17 protein-coding genes are annotated in these 14,355 nt (G+C 49.5%); 1 reads left to right on the top strand and 16 read right to left on the bottom strand.

Translation table 11 applies throughout. The features are described 5' to 3' along the window. The 10 genes from EFBL_RS21130 to EFBL_RS07240 all read right to left on the bottom strand — a co-directional run. A partial coding sequence (locus EFBL_RS21130) for a 3-hydroxyacyl-CoA dehydrogenase NAD-binding domain-containing protein (RefSeq protein ID WP_231705712.1) occupies nt 1-115 on the bottom strand: 115 nt, incomplete at its 3' end. A 26-nt stretch (nt 116-141) separates the two neighbouring features. Beyond that, nucleotides 142-915: an SDR family oxidoreductase gene (locus EFBL_RS07280; protein ID WP_096181481.1), complete on the bottom strand. Its 774-nt coding sequence runs from the start codon at nt 913-915 to the stop codon at nt 142-144. 39 nt (nt 916-954) lie between these two features. Further along, nucleotides 955-1,524 carry a TetR/AcrR family transcriptional regulator gene (locus tag EFBL_RS07275; protein ID WP_165912514.1) on the bottom strand — a complete coding sequence of 190 codons (570 nt, stop codon included), beginning with the start codon at nt 1,522-1,524 and terminating at the stop codon, nt 955-957. Between the two features lie 156 nt (nt 1,525-1,680). Beyond that, nucleotides 1,681-2,655 carry an ATP-binding protein gene (locus EFBL_RS07270; protein WP_096181479.1) on the bottom strand — a complete coding sequence of 325 codons (975 nt, stop codon included), beginning with the start codon at nt 2,653-2,655 and terminating at the stop codon, nt 1,681-1,683. Nucleotides 2,656-2,666: 11 nt separating this feature from the next. Then, nucleotides 2,667-3,785, bottom strand: a complete 1,119-nt coding sequence (locus EFBL_RS07265) for a DnaD domain protein (RefSeq protein ID WP_096181478.1) — start codon at nt 3,783-3,785, stop codon at nt 2,667-2,669. Nucleotides 3,786-3,946: 161 nt separating this feature from the next. Further along, nucleotides 3,947-5,236: an asparagine--tRNA ligase gene (gene asnS, locus EFBL_RS07260; protein WP_096181477.1), complete on the bottom strand. Its 1,290-nt coding sequence runs from the start codon at nt 5,234-5,236 to the stop codon at nt 3,947-3,949. 116 nt (nt 5,237-5,352) lie between these two features. Then, entirely contained in the window at nt 5,353-6,843 is a 1,491-nt protein-coding gene (locus EFBL_RS07255) for an AAA family ATPase (protein ID WP_096181476.1), read from the bottom strand. Next, complete coding sequence (locus tag EFBL_RS07250; RefSeq protein WP_096181475.1) at nt 6,840-7,385, bottom strand: hypothetical protein; 546 nt, start codon at nt 7,383-7,385, stop codon at nt 6,840-6,842. The genes EFBL_RS07255 and EFBL_RS07250 overlap by 4 nt, the downstream gene beginning before the upstream one ends. A 182-nt stretch (nt 7,386-7,567) precedes the next feature. Further along, a complete protein-coding gene (locus EFBL_RS07245; RefSeq protein WP_096181474.1) occupies nt 7,568-8,083 on the bottom strand; it encodes a DUF5590 domain-containing protein in 516 nt (171 codons plus the stop codon). 26 nt (nt 8,084-8,109) lie between these two features. After that, nucleotides 8,110-8,298, bottom strand: coding sequence for a YpmA family protein (locus EFBL_RS07240; RefSeq protein ID WP_096181473.1), 189 nt, complete (start codon nt 8,296-8,298; stop codon nt 8,110-8,112). Between the two features lie 123 nt (nt 8,299-8,421). Here EFBL_RS07240 and EFBL_RS20490 point away from each other — a divergent pair, with 123 nt between their 5' ends. Further along, nucleotides 8,422-8,598: a hypothetical protein gene (locus EFBL_RS20490; RefSeq protein ID WP_165912513.1), complete on the top strand. Its 177-nt coding sequence runs from the start codon at nt 8,422-8,424 to the stop codon at nt 8,596-8,598. Nucleotides 8,599-8,680: 82 nt separating this feature from the next. Here EFBL_RS20490 and EFBL_RS07235 read toward each other — a convergent pair whose 3' ends face one another. The 6 genes from EFBL_RS07235 to EFBL_RS07210 form a co-directional block, all read right to left on the bottom strand. Next, nucleotides 8,681-9,976, bottom strand: coding sequence for an amidohydrolase (locus EFBL_RS07235; protein ID WP_096181472.1), 1,296 nt, complete (start codon nt 9,974-9,976; stop codon nt 8,681-8,683). 11 nt (nt 9,977-9,987) lie between these two features. Beyond that, nucleotides 9,988-10,647, bottom strand: a complete 660-nt coding sequence (locus tag EFBL_RS07230; protein ID WP_096181471.1) for a class II aldolase/adducin family protein — start codon at nt 10,645-10,647, stop codon at nt 9,988-9,990. Between the two features lie 5 nt (nt 10,648-10,652). Next, the gene (gene mtnA, locus EFBL_RS07225) at nt 10,653-11,690 is read right to left on the bottom strand and encodes an S-methyl-5-thioribose-1-phosphate isomerase (RefSeq protein WP_207907575.1); all 1,038 of its coding nucleotides are present in this window, start codon (nt 11,688-11,690) and stop codon (nt 10,653-10,655) included. 25 nt (nt 11,691-11,715) lie between these two features. Further along, nucleotides 11,716-12,510 carry an S-methyl-5'-thioadenosine phosphorylase gene (gene mtnP, locus EFBL_RS07220; protein WP_231705706.1) on the bottom strand — a complete coding sequence of 265 codons (795 nt, stop codon included), beginning with the start codon at nt 12,508-12,510 and terminating at the stop codon, nt 11,716-11,718. 58 nt (nt 12,511-12,568) lie between these two features. Next, entirely contained in the window at nt 12,569-13,510 is a 942-nt protein-coding gene (gene ligD, locus EFBL_RS07215; RefSeq protein WP_096181468.1) for a non-homologous end-joining DNA ligase, read from the bottom strand. A gap of 103 nt (nt 13,511-13,613) precedes the next feature. Next, nucleotides 13,614-14,234: a redox-sensing transcriptional repressor Rex gene (locus EFBL_RS07210; RefSeq protein WP_096181467.1), complete on the bottom strand. Its 621-nt coding sequence runs from the start codon at nt 14,232-14,234 to the stop codon at nt 13,614-13,616. Nucleotides 14,235-14,355: the final 121 nt, after the last annotated feature.

Below are 14,355 nucleotides of genomic sequence, written 5' to 3'. Positions count from 1 at the left end.
CGGAAATGTCCTGCAGATAGGTCTTAAAACCTGCCAGTGCGCACAGCATTGCGATTTGCGACCCCATTGCCCCTGCTCCAATAACGGCAATTGTACGAATCTTTTCCATCGCCATTCCTGAACTCCCCCCAAATGTATGTTTTAGCTTGCCGTAACGCCACCGTCTACCGCCAACACTTGGCCGGTAATATAGGCTGCCGCATCCGATGCGAGAAACACAGCTGCCCCTTTCAAGTCATCGTCTCCACCAAACCGCTTCATGGGAGTGCCTTGCAGGATCATGTCTCCGAACTTCTGCAGCAGTGGAGCAGACATTTTGGACGGGAAGAATCCTGGAGCCAGAGCGTTTACCGTAATTCCATGATGTGCCCATTTGACAGCCAGATCACGGGTGAAAGAGATAACGGCTCCCTTGCTCGCATTGTAGGCAATTGCGTTCATCACCCGAGGGTCACTTCCTCTCAGGCCTGCAATCGAAGCAATGTTTACGATGCGGCCGTATTTCTGGGCCAGCATTTCCCGGCCAACTGCTTGGGACATCAAGAACAGCCCCGTGACGTTAACGTCCATCACTTGTTTGAATTTGTCCAACGGGTACTCATCCATTGGGGCTCCCCAAGAGATGCCCGAGTTGTTGATCAGGATATCGACCTTGCCAAATTGTTCCTTCGTTTCCCGGACCACCCGCTCCACATCTGCCGGAACGGTAACGTCACAAGCGACGGCAAGACTCTTGCGGCCCATAGCCTTCAATTGTTCAGCCACTTCGTCACAAGCCTCTTTCTTGCGGGAACATACGACCACATCGGCACCTGCTTCGGCAAGTCCTACAGCAATTTGTTCTCCAAGCCCGCGGCCGCCTCCAGTCACTATGGCGACCTTCCCCGTCAGATCGAATAGTTCTTTCACGTTCATCTCCAATAACCTCCGTTAGCTCCCAGGTCTGCTTCTTTTCTAGCTGGAAATGCCTCTTTCAATCATCTCGCCAAACATGTTTGCAACCTCATTGCTGGAATACTTGCCGTCAGGGCGGAACCAGCGATAAGACCAGTTGCAGATTCCCAAAACTCCCAGGGTTGTAATGACCGGATCCAGGTCGGAACGGAAATCTCCGGATTCGATCCCTTCCCTGACCACCTTTTCGAACAGTAGAAAATATTCATCTCTTTTTTCTCTTATGAGTTCCAGGTGGTCCGGATGCAGATGGTTCTTCTCCTGGAAAAACACTTTGGCATGGCCTCCGTACTGGGCAATTTCACCAAGCAGGATCTTCATGAGTTCCCTAAGTTTTGCTTTCGGACCAAGATCCGGACGGCTGCTGATTTCCCGTGATTGTCCCAGCAGGTGGTTAATATATTGCTCATGCAACATCATCAGTACATCTTCTTTTCCGGTAAAATAATGGTAAAACGCCCCCTTGGTAACTCCGGCGACCGTTACAATATCCTGAACGGATGTACGGGCATAGCCCCTCTCTTCAAAGAGCTTCACGGCAGTCTTGATCAGTTCTTCCTGGAGATTCATCGGCAGGCATTCCCCCTTTTCTTTTCCGAAACATACCATCCGGTCGGTATAATTAGAATATTATGCAAAATACTAGTATTTCCTTCCATCTCATCAAAAAATTTTTTTCGACAAAAAAACAACCTGAAAAGGTTGTTTGTCAGAGCAGTGTATTTTCTAGTGACTTAAGTCACGGTAACGGTAGTCTTTTCCCACCATCTCATATTGTTCGGTCAACCACAATAAACGCGAAACAAGTGCTTCGGTCCGCCTTCTCGTCTCTTCCTGGGCACGGTTCAAATAACGTTCGGCCAGTTCAATCGGCGAAAAATTGGATGTTATAACCACTGGCTTCCGTTCCGGTTCCCGTCCGTTCAAAATTGTATACAACGCCCAAATGGAAGATTCGTTCACGTTTTCATGCCCAAGTTCGTCTATTACCAGAACATCTGTGGAGATGTATTTGTCGAGAATTTGGGACCGTGTCGGCAATCCGTCCCGGTTCTCGCGGAAATACAGGTCCGACAAAGCGGCAAATGTCTTTTCCGCCTGCACATATAAAACCCCGACCTTCCGAGAAATCAACCGGTTCATGATGGCGCAAGCCAAGTGGGTTTTTGCCGTGCCAAACCGGCCAAAAATATACAAGCCCTTCATATCGGCCCCCGGCTCATACTCGTTGGCAAACTGGAATGCTTTAAGACAGAGTTCCCTGTTTAAGCGTTTCTGTTCGTCCGGGTAGTTTTCAAAGGTCATTCGCCGATGGCCTTCGTTTAATCCTGAAAAAGCCCAAAGTTTGTGTTCCTGCTGTTCCGCCAGATGCTGCCGGTAAAACTTGCATTTGGTCACCTGTTCCGTAATGCCCGTTTCGGTCAGTCCGATGGAGAATTGGTGCCCTTTTGCATCCTCTTCTTTTGGGCAAGCGGAAAACCCGGTGCATCCCTCGCATTTTTTCCTGTCCGAAAGGATATGCATCAGTTTCAGGGATACACTGTTTGTATAGTAAGACGCCGGCAGATCCGCGACTTTTAACTCGGGAAACACTTCTTCCCAATATTGTTTGGGAGCCTGAAGCATTTTAGGATTGAGATAACCTTTTGCCATGCCCGCTGCCTGTTTTAGCAGGAATCCAATTGGGGTTGGCTTGTCCATCCGAATCCCTCCTATTTCAACCCGGCTTTACGCAATTCTTCCAAATACTCGCTCTTGACCTTGGAAGAAGTTTTGGATTTGGGCAGAATGGAAAACCGTTCCTTGGTTCCGTAGACATCCAACGGTTTCATCGAGTACCGCTGATTCCATTCTTCCACTTCTTTGATGGCCGCTTCCCGGGTGCGAACTTCCCGCTCCAGCCAGTCTTGAACAATGACTTCCACATACTTTTTGGGAAAATCGGGCTTGCCCTTGGATATGGCAATCTGGGTTGTTACATGATCAATCAGCACTTCAATGCAACCGGGTTCCAGCTTGAAGGGTTCTTCCAGCAGTTGAAAAATCATGTTGATTTGAACCGCTGACGGCTGTTTCTTGATGCGCTCCCGCAGGTACTGAAGCAGGTAGGTTTCCGGAGAATTCTCTGTCATGACCTGCGGCGACAGCTTTTTGGTTTCCCGGATCCAACGCATGGCCTGTTCTTTTGTGTAGATACCGGAAATCGACCAGGAATGGGCTATCGTCATCAAATATGGACGGTCAAAAGTTTCCTTGTATTCCATTACATGTTCTATTAACACCTCAATCACCTGAGGCGGCAGTTCATATGGATAGTTCTGCAGAGTTACAAGCAGTTCCTTTTCCTGATCGGACAGCGTGCTCGCTCCCAACATCATTCTCAGATACTCAAACAGATACTCGGAATTCTTGGAAGAGAATGATTCTGCAGCTTTGCTCTCGCGTTCATCCATCAGTGTGACCGGCGATACAGGCAGGATGGATAACGTTAAGCGTGTATCCTCGTTGGTTTCCTGAACTTTGTTCATGTGCACCACCGGCTTGTCCCGGTAACGAAAAGAAAGGAGGGAATCGATCCGCTTTCTGGCCTGGTCGAAAGAAACACCCAAAGCTCTTGCCAAATCGGCAGTGGAGATCTCAATCTTGCCATTTTCTTTCATAAACAGGGATAGACAAATCAGCGTGTGCAGCTGCATGGGCGGAATTTCGGCCAAAAATCCGGAGAACAAAGCGCTTTTGTGAACCACAAACTCGATTTCGGCAGTCCATTCGTTTTGTACTGGATCGTACTCTTTTTCAATCCGAGTCGAAATCAACCTGGATTCGCTCATAATACCCCGTCCTTCTGGTTCATTCGTTCCACAAGTATATCAAACAATTCTGCAGGCCACATGCAACATTAGACCTAACAAAACAAGAAAAACGAAGCGAATCATGACTTTTCGCTTCGTTTCTGCTGCAATTCGCAATCTGCTTATTTCCGTTCCGATCTTTAGGGATACAACCGGTTCAGGAGCCGCGGGAACGGAATGGTTTCCCTGACGTGATCCAGGCCGCAGATCCAAGCAATGGTTCTCTCCAGTCCGATGCCAAAGCCTGCGTGCGGGACGCTGCCATACTTGCGAAGATCCAAATACCAGTTGTAGGCATCGCCAAAATCATGCTCGTCAAATCTTTGCTTCAGCAGTTCCAGATCATGAATTCTTTGGGATCCGCCGATGATTTCGCCGTATCCTTCCGGTGCCAGCAAGTCTGCCCCCAGCACCACTTCAGGCCGGTCAGGATCCGGTTGCATGTAAAAAGCCTTGATTTTGGCAGGAAATTTTTCCACGAATACGGGACGTTCAAAATGTTGCACAATTTCCGTTTCGTGGGGTGCGCCGAAATCTTCCCCCCACGGGAAGTCATGGCCTTTCTCCTGCAACAGCTTTACTGCGTCATCATAGGTGATACGCGGGAAAGGACCTGCTATTACATTCTCCAACGGTTTTGGATCCCGCCCGATGGCTTTGAGTTCAAGCTTGCAGGATTCGAGAATATGCCGAACAATATGCTGCACCAGGCCTTCCTGGATGGCCATATTCTCTTCATGGGTACAATAGGCCATTTCCGGTTCGATCATCCAAAACTCAATCAGGTGGCGACGGGTCTTGGATTTCTCCGCGCGGAAGGTCGGGCCAAAGGAATACACCCGACCAAGTGCCATCGCGGCAGCTTCCATATAGAGCTGTCCGGATTGGGTCAAGTAGGCGTCTTCATCAAAATATTTGGTATGAAACAGATTCGTTGTACCCTCACAGGAAGACGGAGTCAATATCGGGGGATCCACCTGCACGAATCCGTTTCCGTCCAGATACGTTCGGATTGCTTTGATAATCTCCGCCCGAATCTTCAGGATTGCTCTTTGACGAGGAGAACGAATCCACAAATGGCGGTGATCCAGCAGAAAGTCCACCCCGTGTTCCTTCGGAGTAATGGGGTACTCGTTTGCCAAGTGGACCAATTCCACATCGGTTACGGTCAGCTCAAAACCGCTGGGTGCCCGGTCATCCGCGCGAACAATCCCTTTTACACGGATTGACGATTCTTGCGTCAACTGGTTGCAGGTTTCAAACACCTGCTCCGGTACTTCCGCTTTAACGACGACCCCCTGGATAAAACCGGTGCCGTCCCGAAGTTGGAGAAATTGAATTTTTCCGCTGGAACGCTTGTTCCAAAGCCATCCTTCGATCAAGACTTCTTGTCCCACATGTTGTCCGATATTCTTAATGGTGGTTTTCAAACCTATGCCCTCCATTATGGATAAATCAAATCCACCATCAAAAGTACCACAATGGCCCATAAAAAGAAACCCGATTCCTGTTATTTATCCGGGAATCGAGTTCTGAACCACATCTGTTACGCATGTGCAAACTGCTTTGGTTTTTGCCGGGACAACCACTGTCGGAACGCATCTCCCGTCATGCTCTCTTCTTCCACAAGCGTTTGCGACAATTGCCGAATGCCGTCTTTGAAAGGTTCCAGCAGTTCAATGGTGAGTTTCTCTATGTCTGAAAGGATTTTGCGAATTTCTTCATCCAATACATTGCGCTGCAGATTGTCAGCATCCACAATCCCCAGACTTGAGAGGCCGCAACTGACAATTGTACGCGCCAGGTTCGATGCCTGCATAAAATCGTTTGACGCACCCGTTGACCGGTTGCCGAAAATCAACTCTTCGGCCACCGCTCCCGCCAGTGCCACTTTCATTTGCCCTTCCAATTGTTCCTTGGTGTACAGGTAGGAATCCTGCTGAGGCACTTGCCGGACAAAACCGAGGGCATTGCCGCGAGGCGCAATTGTGATATGGGCAACGGAACCGGGTCGAACCGATTCGGAAGCTATTGCGTGTCCCAGTTCGTGGACAGAGACGCGGAGCAGTTCCTCAGAGGATGGACGCTTGCCTGTCTTTTCTCCGAGCAGCACTTTATCAACCGCGTCACGGAAGTGTCTTGTCTCAATCTCTTGCTTGTCTTCCCTAAGCGCCAGAATGGCCGCTTCATTTGTAAGGCTCTCCAATTGCGCCCCGGAAAATCCGTATGATTCTTTGGCAATAGATTCAAGGTCCACATCTTTCGCCAACGGTTTGTTGGCGGTTTGAATCTTGAGGATATGCAGACGCCCTTCCTTATCAGGCAAATCCACTTTAATCTGCCGGTCGAACCGGCCCGGTCGGAGCAAGGCGGGATCCAGCATGTCAACCCTGTTCGTCGCAGCCACAACCAGGACAAGCGGATTGGATGTGGTTTGCATACCGTCCATCTCGGTTAACAACTGGTTTAAGGTTTGGTCATACTCTTGATGGCCTTGTCCTCCTCCACGCTTTCCGCCAATTACATCAATTTCGTCGATAAAGACGATGGCGGAATCTTTGCCTTCTTTTCTGGCAAGACTGCGCGCTTTCTTGAACAGGTCACGGACTCGCGACGCCCCTACCCCGACGTACATCTCGACAAATTCAGATCCGCTTGCGGAGACGAAAACAGAATCGGTATAGGTGGCAGCCGCTTTGGCCATTAAAGTTTTGCCCGTACCTGGCGGGCCCGTCAACAGAATCCCTTTTAAGGGACGGATGCCCAAACTCTTGATCTTATCCCGGTGCCGCAGGAAATCAAGTGCTTCCATCAGTTCCCGTTTAGCCGACTCTTGTCCGCCAATATTCTCAAATTCCACTCTGTGGGAGGAAGGGTGTTCCCGGTGACCGGTGGAAACGACACCCCTTTTTTCAACCACGACGGAAATTGCGAACAGCAACCCAATCAAAAGAACCAACGGAAGCACGTTAGTTCCCAGGTAGGCAAAGAAGACTGTTATTGCAATTCCGATACCGACAATTGCTTCCCGTATCATAGAGTCTTCACCCCCCGGGTTCCTGTTGCAGGGTTGCTTAAGTTATAAGGGATGACCTCATACAGGTAGTTATCTCCCCGCTCAAGCTGAATGTATAGATATTCGCTGTCCATTGTGACAACCGTACGGTCGAGGCCGTCCTTTCTGCCTTGTGACTGAACCTTGTCAATCATTTCGGTGAAGGATCCCTTGGCAATTCCTTCGTAAATTATAGGCTGGTAGTTTTGAAAGAGTTTCTCCAGTTCGGGTGTCCGCTTGTCCTTCATTTTGACATTGACGCCCGCATTTAGTTTATTAGAGATTTTGGCCTGTATGGATTTGTATGCGGTTTGCAGGTCAGAAACCCGGTTGACTGATACTTCGATTACCTTTGGCGATCCGTTCAATCTTACATCAACGGCATTCACCTGCCGGGTGGAAATCAACTCTTTTTGCAAAGGACGAACTACCCCATAATCCCGATACAAAATCCATCCTCCGAACAAGACCAACAAAGATGCGGTCAGGAAGATCAACATGGGCAGAATGCGAATGCGAGACATGCCATCATCCCTCCTTTATCTATAACCTTATTGCAAGTATATAAAAACCGATTCTTGTTTACATAACGCATCGCTGATCTAGTATACCATATTTTGAGGATCACATTTAGAGGTAATCTTGTCCAGACAGCAAAAAAAAACGGGCTGCCCAATTGGAGTTGAGCAGCCGCGTTATAGAAGATTTACTCTGTTGGTTTCAGCACATAGGTTGCAATCACATTTCCCGTGTAAAAGTCCAAATATACATACTTCTTTTGTCCCTGTGGGCTGGCCCCATACACTTCCCAAAGGAACCGGCCTGACGCCTTGCCGGCAGAGGGATTTTTCATAAGAGAGTCGACCAGACCCGGAGTTGTTTTGATAATCTCAGTGAGTCCAGCCTCTTTTCGAGCTTTATCCTCAGCGGCGGATCCTGTCACACCTTTATCCAGGTACTCGGAACCGAGAACCCGTTCTTTGGTCGAAAACACCATCATGGACCTGCCCAGCTTGTCCTTCCCCAGAAATACATAGCATGTGGGGCCACCCGTGTACTGTTCATACCCCTCCACTTGATTGAGTGCGGAATGATCGAGGGCTAACCGGGCCGCAGTTTCCAGGTCAGGCATCTGTGCATGCGTGATCTCTTTGATCAGAAAAAATGCCCCTACCAAAAGTACCGCAATCGCCAATAGCCCAGTCCAGATTACTTTCTTCATGCTTTCTCCTTATAAATCAAAATATGTTAGTGACGCGCGGGATGCTGGGTTGCTTCATAAACAGACAGCCAAAGTGTGTTGTCCTCTTCCTTGGAGAGACCAAATACCAGATTGTACGGTTTCAGGGTCCGGTTAAGGAAATCGACGATTTTATAGAAATTGTCCCCTGTTTCCACCTGAACGGTGGCAAGCGCTTCAAGCTCGTGCGTTTCCACACCACTCACCCCTATTGTACATGATAGTTGTCCTGAATGCTCCTGTCATGGTAAAAACCTTTCAACATACGGGGAACAACGGGAGACATACTAGAGATACTCCAATAAGAAGGGGGATCGAACATGGAGATGCAGACCCCGTTACCGCTCCCTCCGCAGCAGGTCAAGCAGTTGGCCCACCTGAAAGCAAAAGAATTGGGCCTGGATTACCTGGTTAGGCATGACTTGGCGAATCACCATTTGCAAAATTCTCGCAAACACACTTTTATAGTCACAAGAAAATCCCATAACTACCTATAACATTTCCAGCATGAACCCCTCTATGCACAACATTGAAAGGAACGTTCGCCATCCGCTGACGGAGCAACGTTCCTTCCTCAACTTACTTGAACAGCCGTTCGCAGACGGCTTCCACTTCCCTGTAAATCCTCTCTTCATCCATGGTCAACACACGGCGGTTTTCCACCAACAGCTGCCCATCAACGATTACGTCCGTCACGTCTCCCGATTGTCCGGCGTAAACAAGATGTGCAATAACATTATGCCGCGGATAATAATACGGACGGTTAAAATCAAGCATGATCAAATCGGCAAGGGCTCCTGATTGGACCGTGCCCAGACGGTCTTCCAAGAACAGCGCCTTGGCTCCGTCTTTTGTGGCCATCTCCAAAGCTTTATAAGCGGAGACGGCAATGGGATCCAGATTGACCCCCTTGTGAAGCATGGCAGCTTGCCGCATCTCTTCAAACATATCCAGATTATTGTTGGATGCGGCACCGTCAGTGCCCAATCCAACGATCAGCCCCTTTTGCAACATCTTGACAGCGGGTGCAACTCCGGAACCCAACTTCAGGTTGGAGTCCGGATTATGAGCAACATGGACATTGTAACGGGCCATGATGTCCAAATCTTCGTCAGTAACGTGCACACAGTGTGCCGCCAGGGTAGGCCTTTCAAACAGCCCCACTTGCTCCATCAACCGGATGGGTGTGCAGCCGTGCTCTTCCATGCATCTTTCCACTTCCCCCGCAGTTTCGGACAGGTGAATCTGGATAGGGACATTTAATTCCGCTGATAACTCTGCTACCCGTTTCAGGTAATCAGGCGGACAGGTATACGGAGCATGCGGACCCAGGATGACCGAGATTCGACCGTTTGCAGCACAATTCCATCTATTGAAGAAGTCCCGACTCTCCGCTATTGCAGTGTCAGCCTTTGGCGGAAACCCGATCATGCCGCGGGACAGAACCGCTCGGATTCCCGAACTCTCGACAGCCTTTGCCACCCCGTCCATATGGAAGTACATATCTGTAAAACAGGTGGTACCCGTTTTCAGCATCTCCAAAATGGCCAACTGCGTTCCCCAATGGATGTCTTCTTCCGTCATTCTGTCTTCAATCGGCCAGCACTTGGTTTGCAGCCATTCCATCAGCGGCAGGTCATCCGCATATCCCCGGAGCAGGACCATGGCCGCATGTCCATGGGCGTTGACCAGTCCCGGCATGACCACTTTACCGGAAGCATCAAGGATCTTGTCAAAAGAGCGGTCTCCCTGATACGAACCGGAACCTACCTCCTGGATCCGGTTCCCTGAAATTGTTATGTATCCGTTTTCGATCCACGACTCCTCCGTCATGGTAACAATCGCAGCATTCTCAATCAGAATCTTCTGTTGCACACAATCCCTCCCTATTTATTCTGCCCATAATGGTCTTTATAGGTACTCCGCAGGTACTCTACATCCTCATGGGACAATAGAACCGGGGTACCGATCATTTTTGCGATGACATAGATCTGGGCTCCTTTCTCCACAATCGTGCAGACTCGCAATGCTTCCATAATATCGTGCCCTACGCCCACCACACCGTGGTTGGCCAACAGGACCGCCCCTTTTTTGTTCAGGGCCTTGACCGCTGCCGCTCCCAACTCGGGAGTACCCGGCAGAGCATAACGGGCTACAGAAACGGATCCTCCAACCACCTGGGCCAGATCCTCCACTATGGGGGGAATCTCTCGGTGAGCTGCAGAACAAGCGGATGCATAAACACTGTGTGTATGCATCACTCCGTTGACATCCGCCCTTGCCCTAAGTATTGCCAGATGCATGTGCAGTTCGGATGTCGGCTTCCGTTTTCCTTCTGTCACCTGACCCGTTTCCAGATCCACCACCACCAGATCCTCCGCACGCAGAGTGCGGTAATCCATTCCGCTTGGTGTCACCACAATCAATCCGGTATCAGGCACCCGGGCGGAAAGATTCCCCCAAACGGAAGCGACAAGCCCTCTCTCATACATTTCTTTGGCGGCCAGCAGAAGCTGGTCGCGAATCTCTCCAATCCTGTCTTGCATAAAGATTACCCTTTCCGGTTCAAAACCGCCATCCGGTCGCGGTCAGGCGATTCCACTACCCCTTTTTCTGTAATAATGGCTGTTATTAACTTGTGAGGAGTAACATCAAACGCAGGGTGAAGAGCAGGCACCCCCTCCGGAACCATTCGTTTTCCCCCGATAATGGACACCTCTTCCGGAGACCGTTGTTCTATTTCAATTTGATCCCCGGTCTCAAGGGAAAAATCCAGAGTGGAAGTGGGGGCTGCCACATAAAACGGAATTCCATGGTGTTTGGCCAGAACGGCCAGCGAATAAGTTCCAATCTTGTTTGCTGTGTCTCCATTCGCGGTAATCCGATCCGCACCGACGATAACCAGATCCACTTGGCCCTGCCGCATCAGGTAACCTGCCATGGAATCGGTTATCACCGTTACCGGGATACGATCCTGTTGAAGTTCAAAAGCGGTTAGCCTTGCACCCTGCAAATAAGGCCTGGTTTCATCTGCATAGACAGAGATGTTTTTGTTTGCTTCATGGGCAGCCCGAATCACGCCAAGAGCAGTCCCGTACCCTGCTGTGGCCAGCGCCCCGGTATTACAGTGCGTCAGGATCCTGGCACCGTCCGGAATAAAACGCAAACCGTACTGACCCATCGTCTTGTTCATTTCCACATCTTCTTGCGCAATGGTTTGCGCTTCCCGTGTAATCAATTCAGCCAGTTGTTTGACATCCAAATCGGAGTTGTGTTTGATCAGTTCCCTCATTCTGCTGATGGCCCAGAACAGGTTCACTGCAGTTGGACGGGTCTTGGCCAACCTGTCGCAAACCGCATCCATGTAGGGGAAAAATTCTTTCTTGTCAAGATTTGCTCCCTCCCGGGCGCCAATTGCAATTCCGAAAGCGGCGGTGGCACCTATGGCGGGAGCGCCCCGAACTTTCATCTTTTCAATGGCTTCCGCCACCTCTTCGACAGTACTGCATTCCACCCATTCAATTGTTTCCGGCAGTTGAAGCTGGTCCAGAACCGCTAGGGTCTTACCGTTCCATTTTATAGGTTCCACCCGAATCCCCCATTCCCTGAACACTTTACAATGAACCCAATTCGGCCAAAGCATGCGGACATTGACAGGTCCGCTCACCGGTTCCTGCTTCGATCACCTTGAAGAACAATTTTCGCACCTTTTCGATATTGGCCTTCATCTCGTCCATAACTTCCCGGTGAGTCAAAACGGTATCGGAAATTCCTGTGCAGTAATTGGTAACAATCGCGACTGTTGCATAACACAGCTCCGCTTCCTTGGCAAGTATAACTTCCGGAACGGATGTCATGCCCACCACATCTCCGCCAAGCTGGGAATACATTCGAATCTCAGCCGCTGTTTCGAATCGTGGCCCTTCGGTACAAACATAAATCCCGTCGTCAACAAGCGCTACCCCTTCATCTTTGGCAAGCTGGGAAATTTTTCGTCTTAGACGTCCGCAATAAGGGTCTGTCATGTCAATATGGACAACGCCGTCTTGCCCTTCATGAAAGGTGGAAACACGAGACTTGGTCATATCAATGAAATCACTCACCAGAACCAAACTTCCGGGTATAAATTCTTTTCTGATGGACCCTACGGCAGCAGTTGCCAGTACCTGTTGTACCCCCAGCTGCTTAAGAGCATCAATGTTTGCCCTGTAATTCACTTTGTGAGGAGGAACCGCATGCCCTTTCCCGTGCCGTGCCAAAAAAGCAACCTGCCTTCCGGCATACTGCCCGATGGTTACGTGTGCCTCTCCATAAGCCGTTTCAATTCTATGGAACGCAGGTGCGTCCAGTAACCCCGGATCGTAAACACCCGTGCCCCCAATTATGGCAAATTCTGCCTCCAACCCCATCCACCTGCCAATTCAACGTTCACGGTATCATTTAAGCAATGAGGCTGTCGCTTGTCAACTACCGCCATTCGCTGTTCTTAATGTTCGCTGTTCTTAATGGGTGATTTTCAATGAAATGTAGGACCCCGGTAATGTCGACCCCCGATTGTTCCATGGGAGCAAACAGATCCCCTACCTTCTTCACACGTTCAAGCATTGTCCGGATTGTAAAATCTTCGGGAACCGCCCCTGCTGCAAGTTCTTCCCAGGTCAATGGCGCTGACACCTTGGCGTCGGGAACAGGCCTTGGCGAATAGGGACTGACCAGGGTTTTGTTTGGAGCGTGCTGGAGGTAATCCACATATACTTTATCCTCCCTGTCTTTCACCAACCGTTCCACAGTTGCAAGATCCGGATATTGAGAAGCCAGGTAGCGTCCGATAAATTCTGTAATTACCCTTGTTTGCCGGAAGGTAAAACCTTGTTTTAACGGAATAAAAATCTGCAGGCCCGTAGCTCCGGAAGTTTTGGGGTAACTGGGAAAACCCAAATCATCGAGAACTGCTTTGACAGCAAATGCCACCTTGCGAACTTTTTCAAATCCGGGTGCTGACGGATCCAAATCAATCGCAATATTGGTTGGCGAATCGGGGGCCTGTATCTTTGTGTACCATGGATGAAGTTCAATGCAGGCCTGGTTTGCAAGCCAAATCAGTGTGGCGGTATTGTTGGCAAGAATGTAATGGATGTCCCGATCACTATCCTTTGAATAAACGGCGAAGGTTTGAACCCATTCGGGAGTATCTTTCGGCGCGTTCTTTTGATAAAACGATTTTTCGTGAATACCATGGGGAAAACGGACCACAGTCAAGGGTCTGTCCTGCAGGTGCCGGACCAAATGAGGAGACATCTCAATCATGTATTGGATGTAATCAGCCTTTGTAATGCCCGCTTCCGGCCAGAGGGGTTTGTCCAGATTGGTCACCCTGACCGGAAATTCCGCCAGAAGCGTGTCACTCATCAATCCTTACCTCCGGGCTTTTTACCGATTAGGATTCCCTTTCCCCCCAAAACAACACCCTGCACGCTTATTCGTGCAGGGTGAATAGGGGTCTATTATCCGATCAGTCCACATAGTAGGCAAGGGATTCAAGTTCAGTTGTCACATCCGCATTGCGGATGGGGACATCCAGGGGAACCCGGAGGATGACAGGAGCAAAGTTAAGAATTCCTTTGATCCCCGCCTGCACCATCTGGTCGGCCACTTTTTGGGCTTCTGTCGCGGGAACCGTTATGATACCCATTTTGATATCCAGTTCCTTGACTGTCTTTGGGAGCATCTCAATTGGAAGCACTTCCAGCGACCCGACCTTGGTTCCGACTTTGTGCTGGGATGCATCAAAAATGGCTACGATCTTCAATTTCTCATTTGTATAACGGTTGTAATTAGACAGGGCCGTTCCCAGATTCCCTGCTCCCACCAGAGCCACATTGAGACGCCTGTCCAATTTCAGAATCTGTTTGATCTTTTCTATGAGATATTGAACGTCATACCCTATCCCCTTGCGTCCGAACTCGCCGAAATACGCCAGATCCTTCCGGATCTGAGCCGGATTCATGTCCAAATGCTGACCCAGTTCATGGGAAGATACGGTTGTAACGTTCATATCCCTCAAATGATGAAGGTAACGCAAATAAACAGGGAGGCGCCGGATCACGGCTTCAGAAATTTTGGGAGTTTTCATCCTGTCCTCCAACTCACGACATTAGAATGCTTATGTTACCATCATAGGTGAAAGCAAAAACTTTCGTCAACCTTAATGATTTGTATAAATTTTTAAGATTAAGATAAAGCCTCCTTAAAAG

Origin of the sequence: Effusibacillus lacus, assembly GCF_002335525.1 — a bacterium.
Classification (GTDB): Bacteria; Bacillota; Bacilli; order Tumebacillales; family Effusibacillaceae; genus Effusibacillus; species Effusibacillus lacus.
The sequence above is the reverse complement of the archived record's forward strand: the minus strand, read 5'-3'. Positions and strand labels throughout refer to the sequence as shown.

Coding starts and splice junctions, on each gene's coding strand:
- EFBL_RS07275 (WP_165912514.1), bottom strand. CDS start 1,524: ATGAATCTCCAGGAAGAACTGATCAAGACTGCCGTGAAGCTCTTTGAA.
- EFBL_RS07255 (WP_096181476.1), bottom strand. CDS start 6,843: ATGATACGGGAAGCAATTGTCGGTATCGGAATTGCAATAACAGTCTTC.
- ligD (WP_096181468.1), bottom strand. CDS start 13,510: ATGAGTGACACGCTTCTGGCGGAATTTCCGGTCAGGGTGACCAATCTG.
- EFBL_RS07265 (WP_096181478.1), bottom strand. CDS start 3,785: ATGAGCGAATCCAGGTTGATTTCGACTCGGATTGAAAAAGAGTACGAT.
- mtnP (WP_231705706.1), bottom strand. CDS start 12,510: ATGGGGTTGGAGGCAGAATTTGCCATAATTGGGGGCACGGGTGTTTAC.
- EFBL_RS07210 (WP_096181467.1), bottom strand. CDS start 14,234: ATGAAAACTCCCAAAATTTCTGAAGCCGTGATCCGGCGCCTCCCTGTT.
- EFBL_RS07245 (WP_096181474.1), bottom strand. CDS start 8,083: ATGAAGAAAGTAATCTGGACTGGGCTATTGGCGATTGCGGTACTTTTG.
- EFBL_RS07250 (WP_096181475.1), bottom strand. CDS start 7,385: ATGTCTCGCATTCGCATTCTGCCCATGTTGATCTTCCTGACCGCATCT.
- EFBL_RS20490 (WP_165912513.1), top strand. CDS start 8,422: ATGGAGATGCAGACCCCGTTACCGCTCCCTCCGCAGCAGGTCAAGCAG.
- EFBL_RS07230 (WP_096181471.1), bottom strand. CDS start 10,647: ATGCAAGACAGGATTGGAGAGATTCGCGACCAGCTTCTGCTGGCCGCC.
- EFBL_RS07280 (WP_096181481.1), bottom strand. CDS start 915: ATGAACGTGAAAGAACTATTCGATCTGACGGGGAAGGTCGCCATAGTG.
- EFBL_RS07270 (WP_096181479.1), bottom strand. CDS start 2,655: ATGGACAAGCCAACCCCAATTGGATTCCTGCTAAAACAGGCAGCGGGC.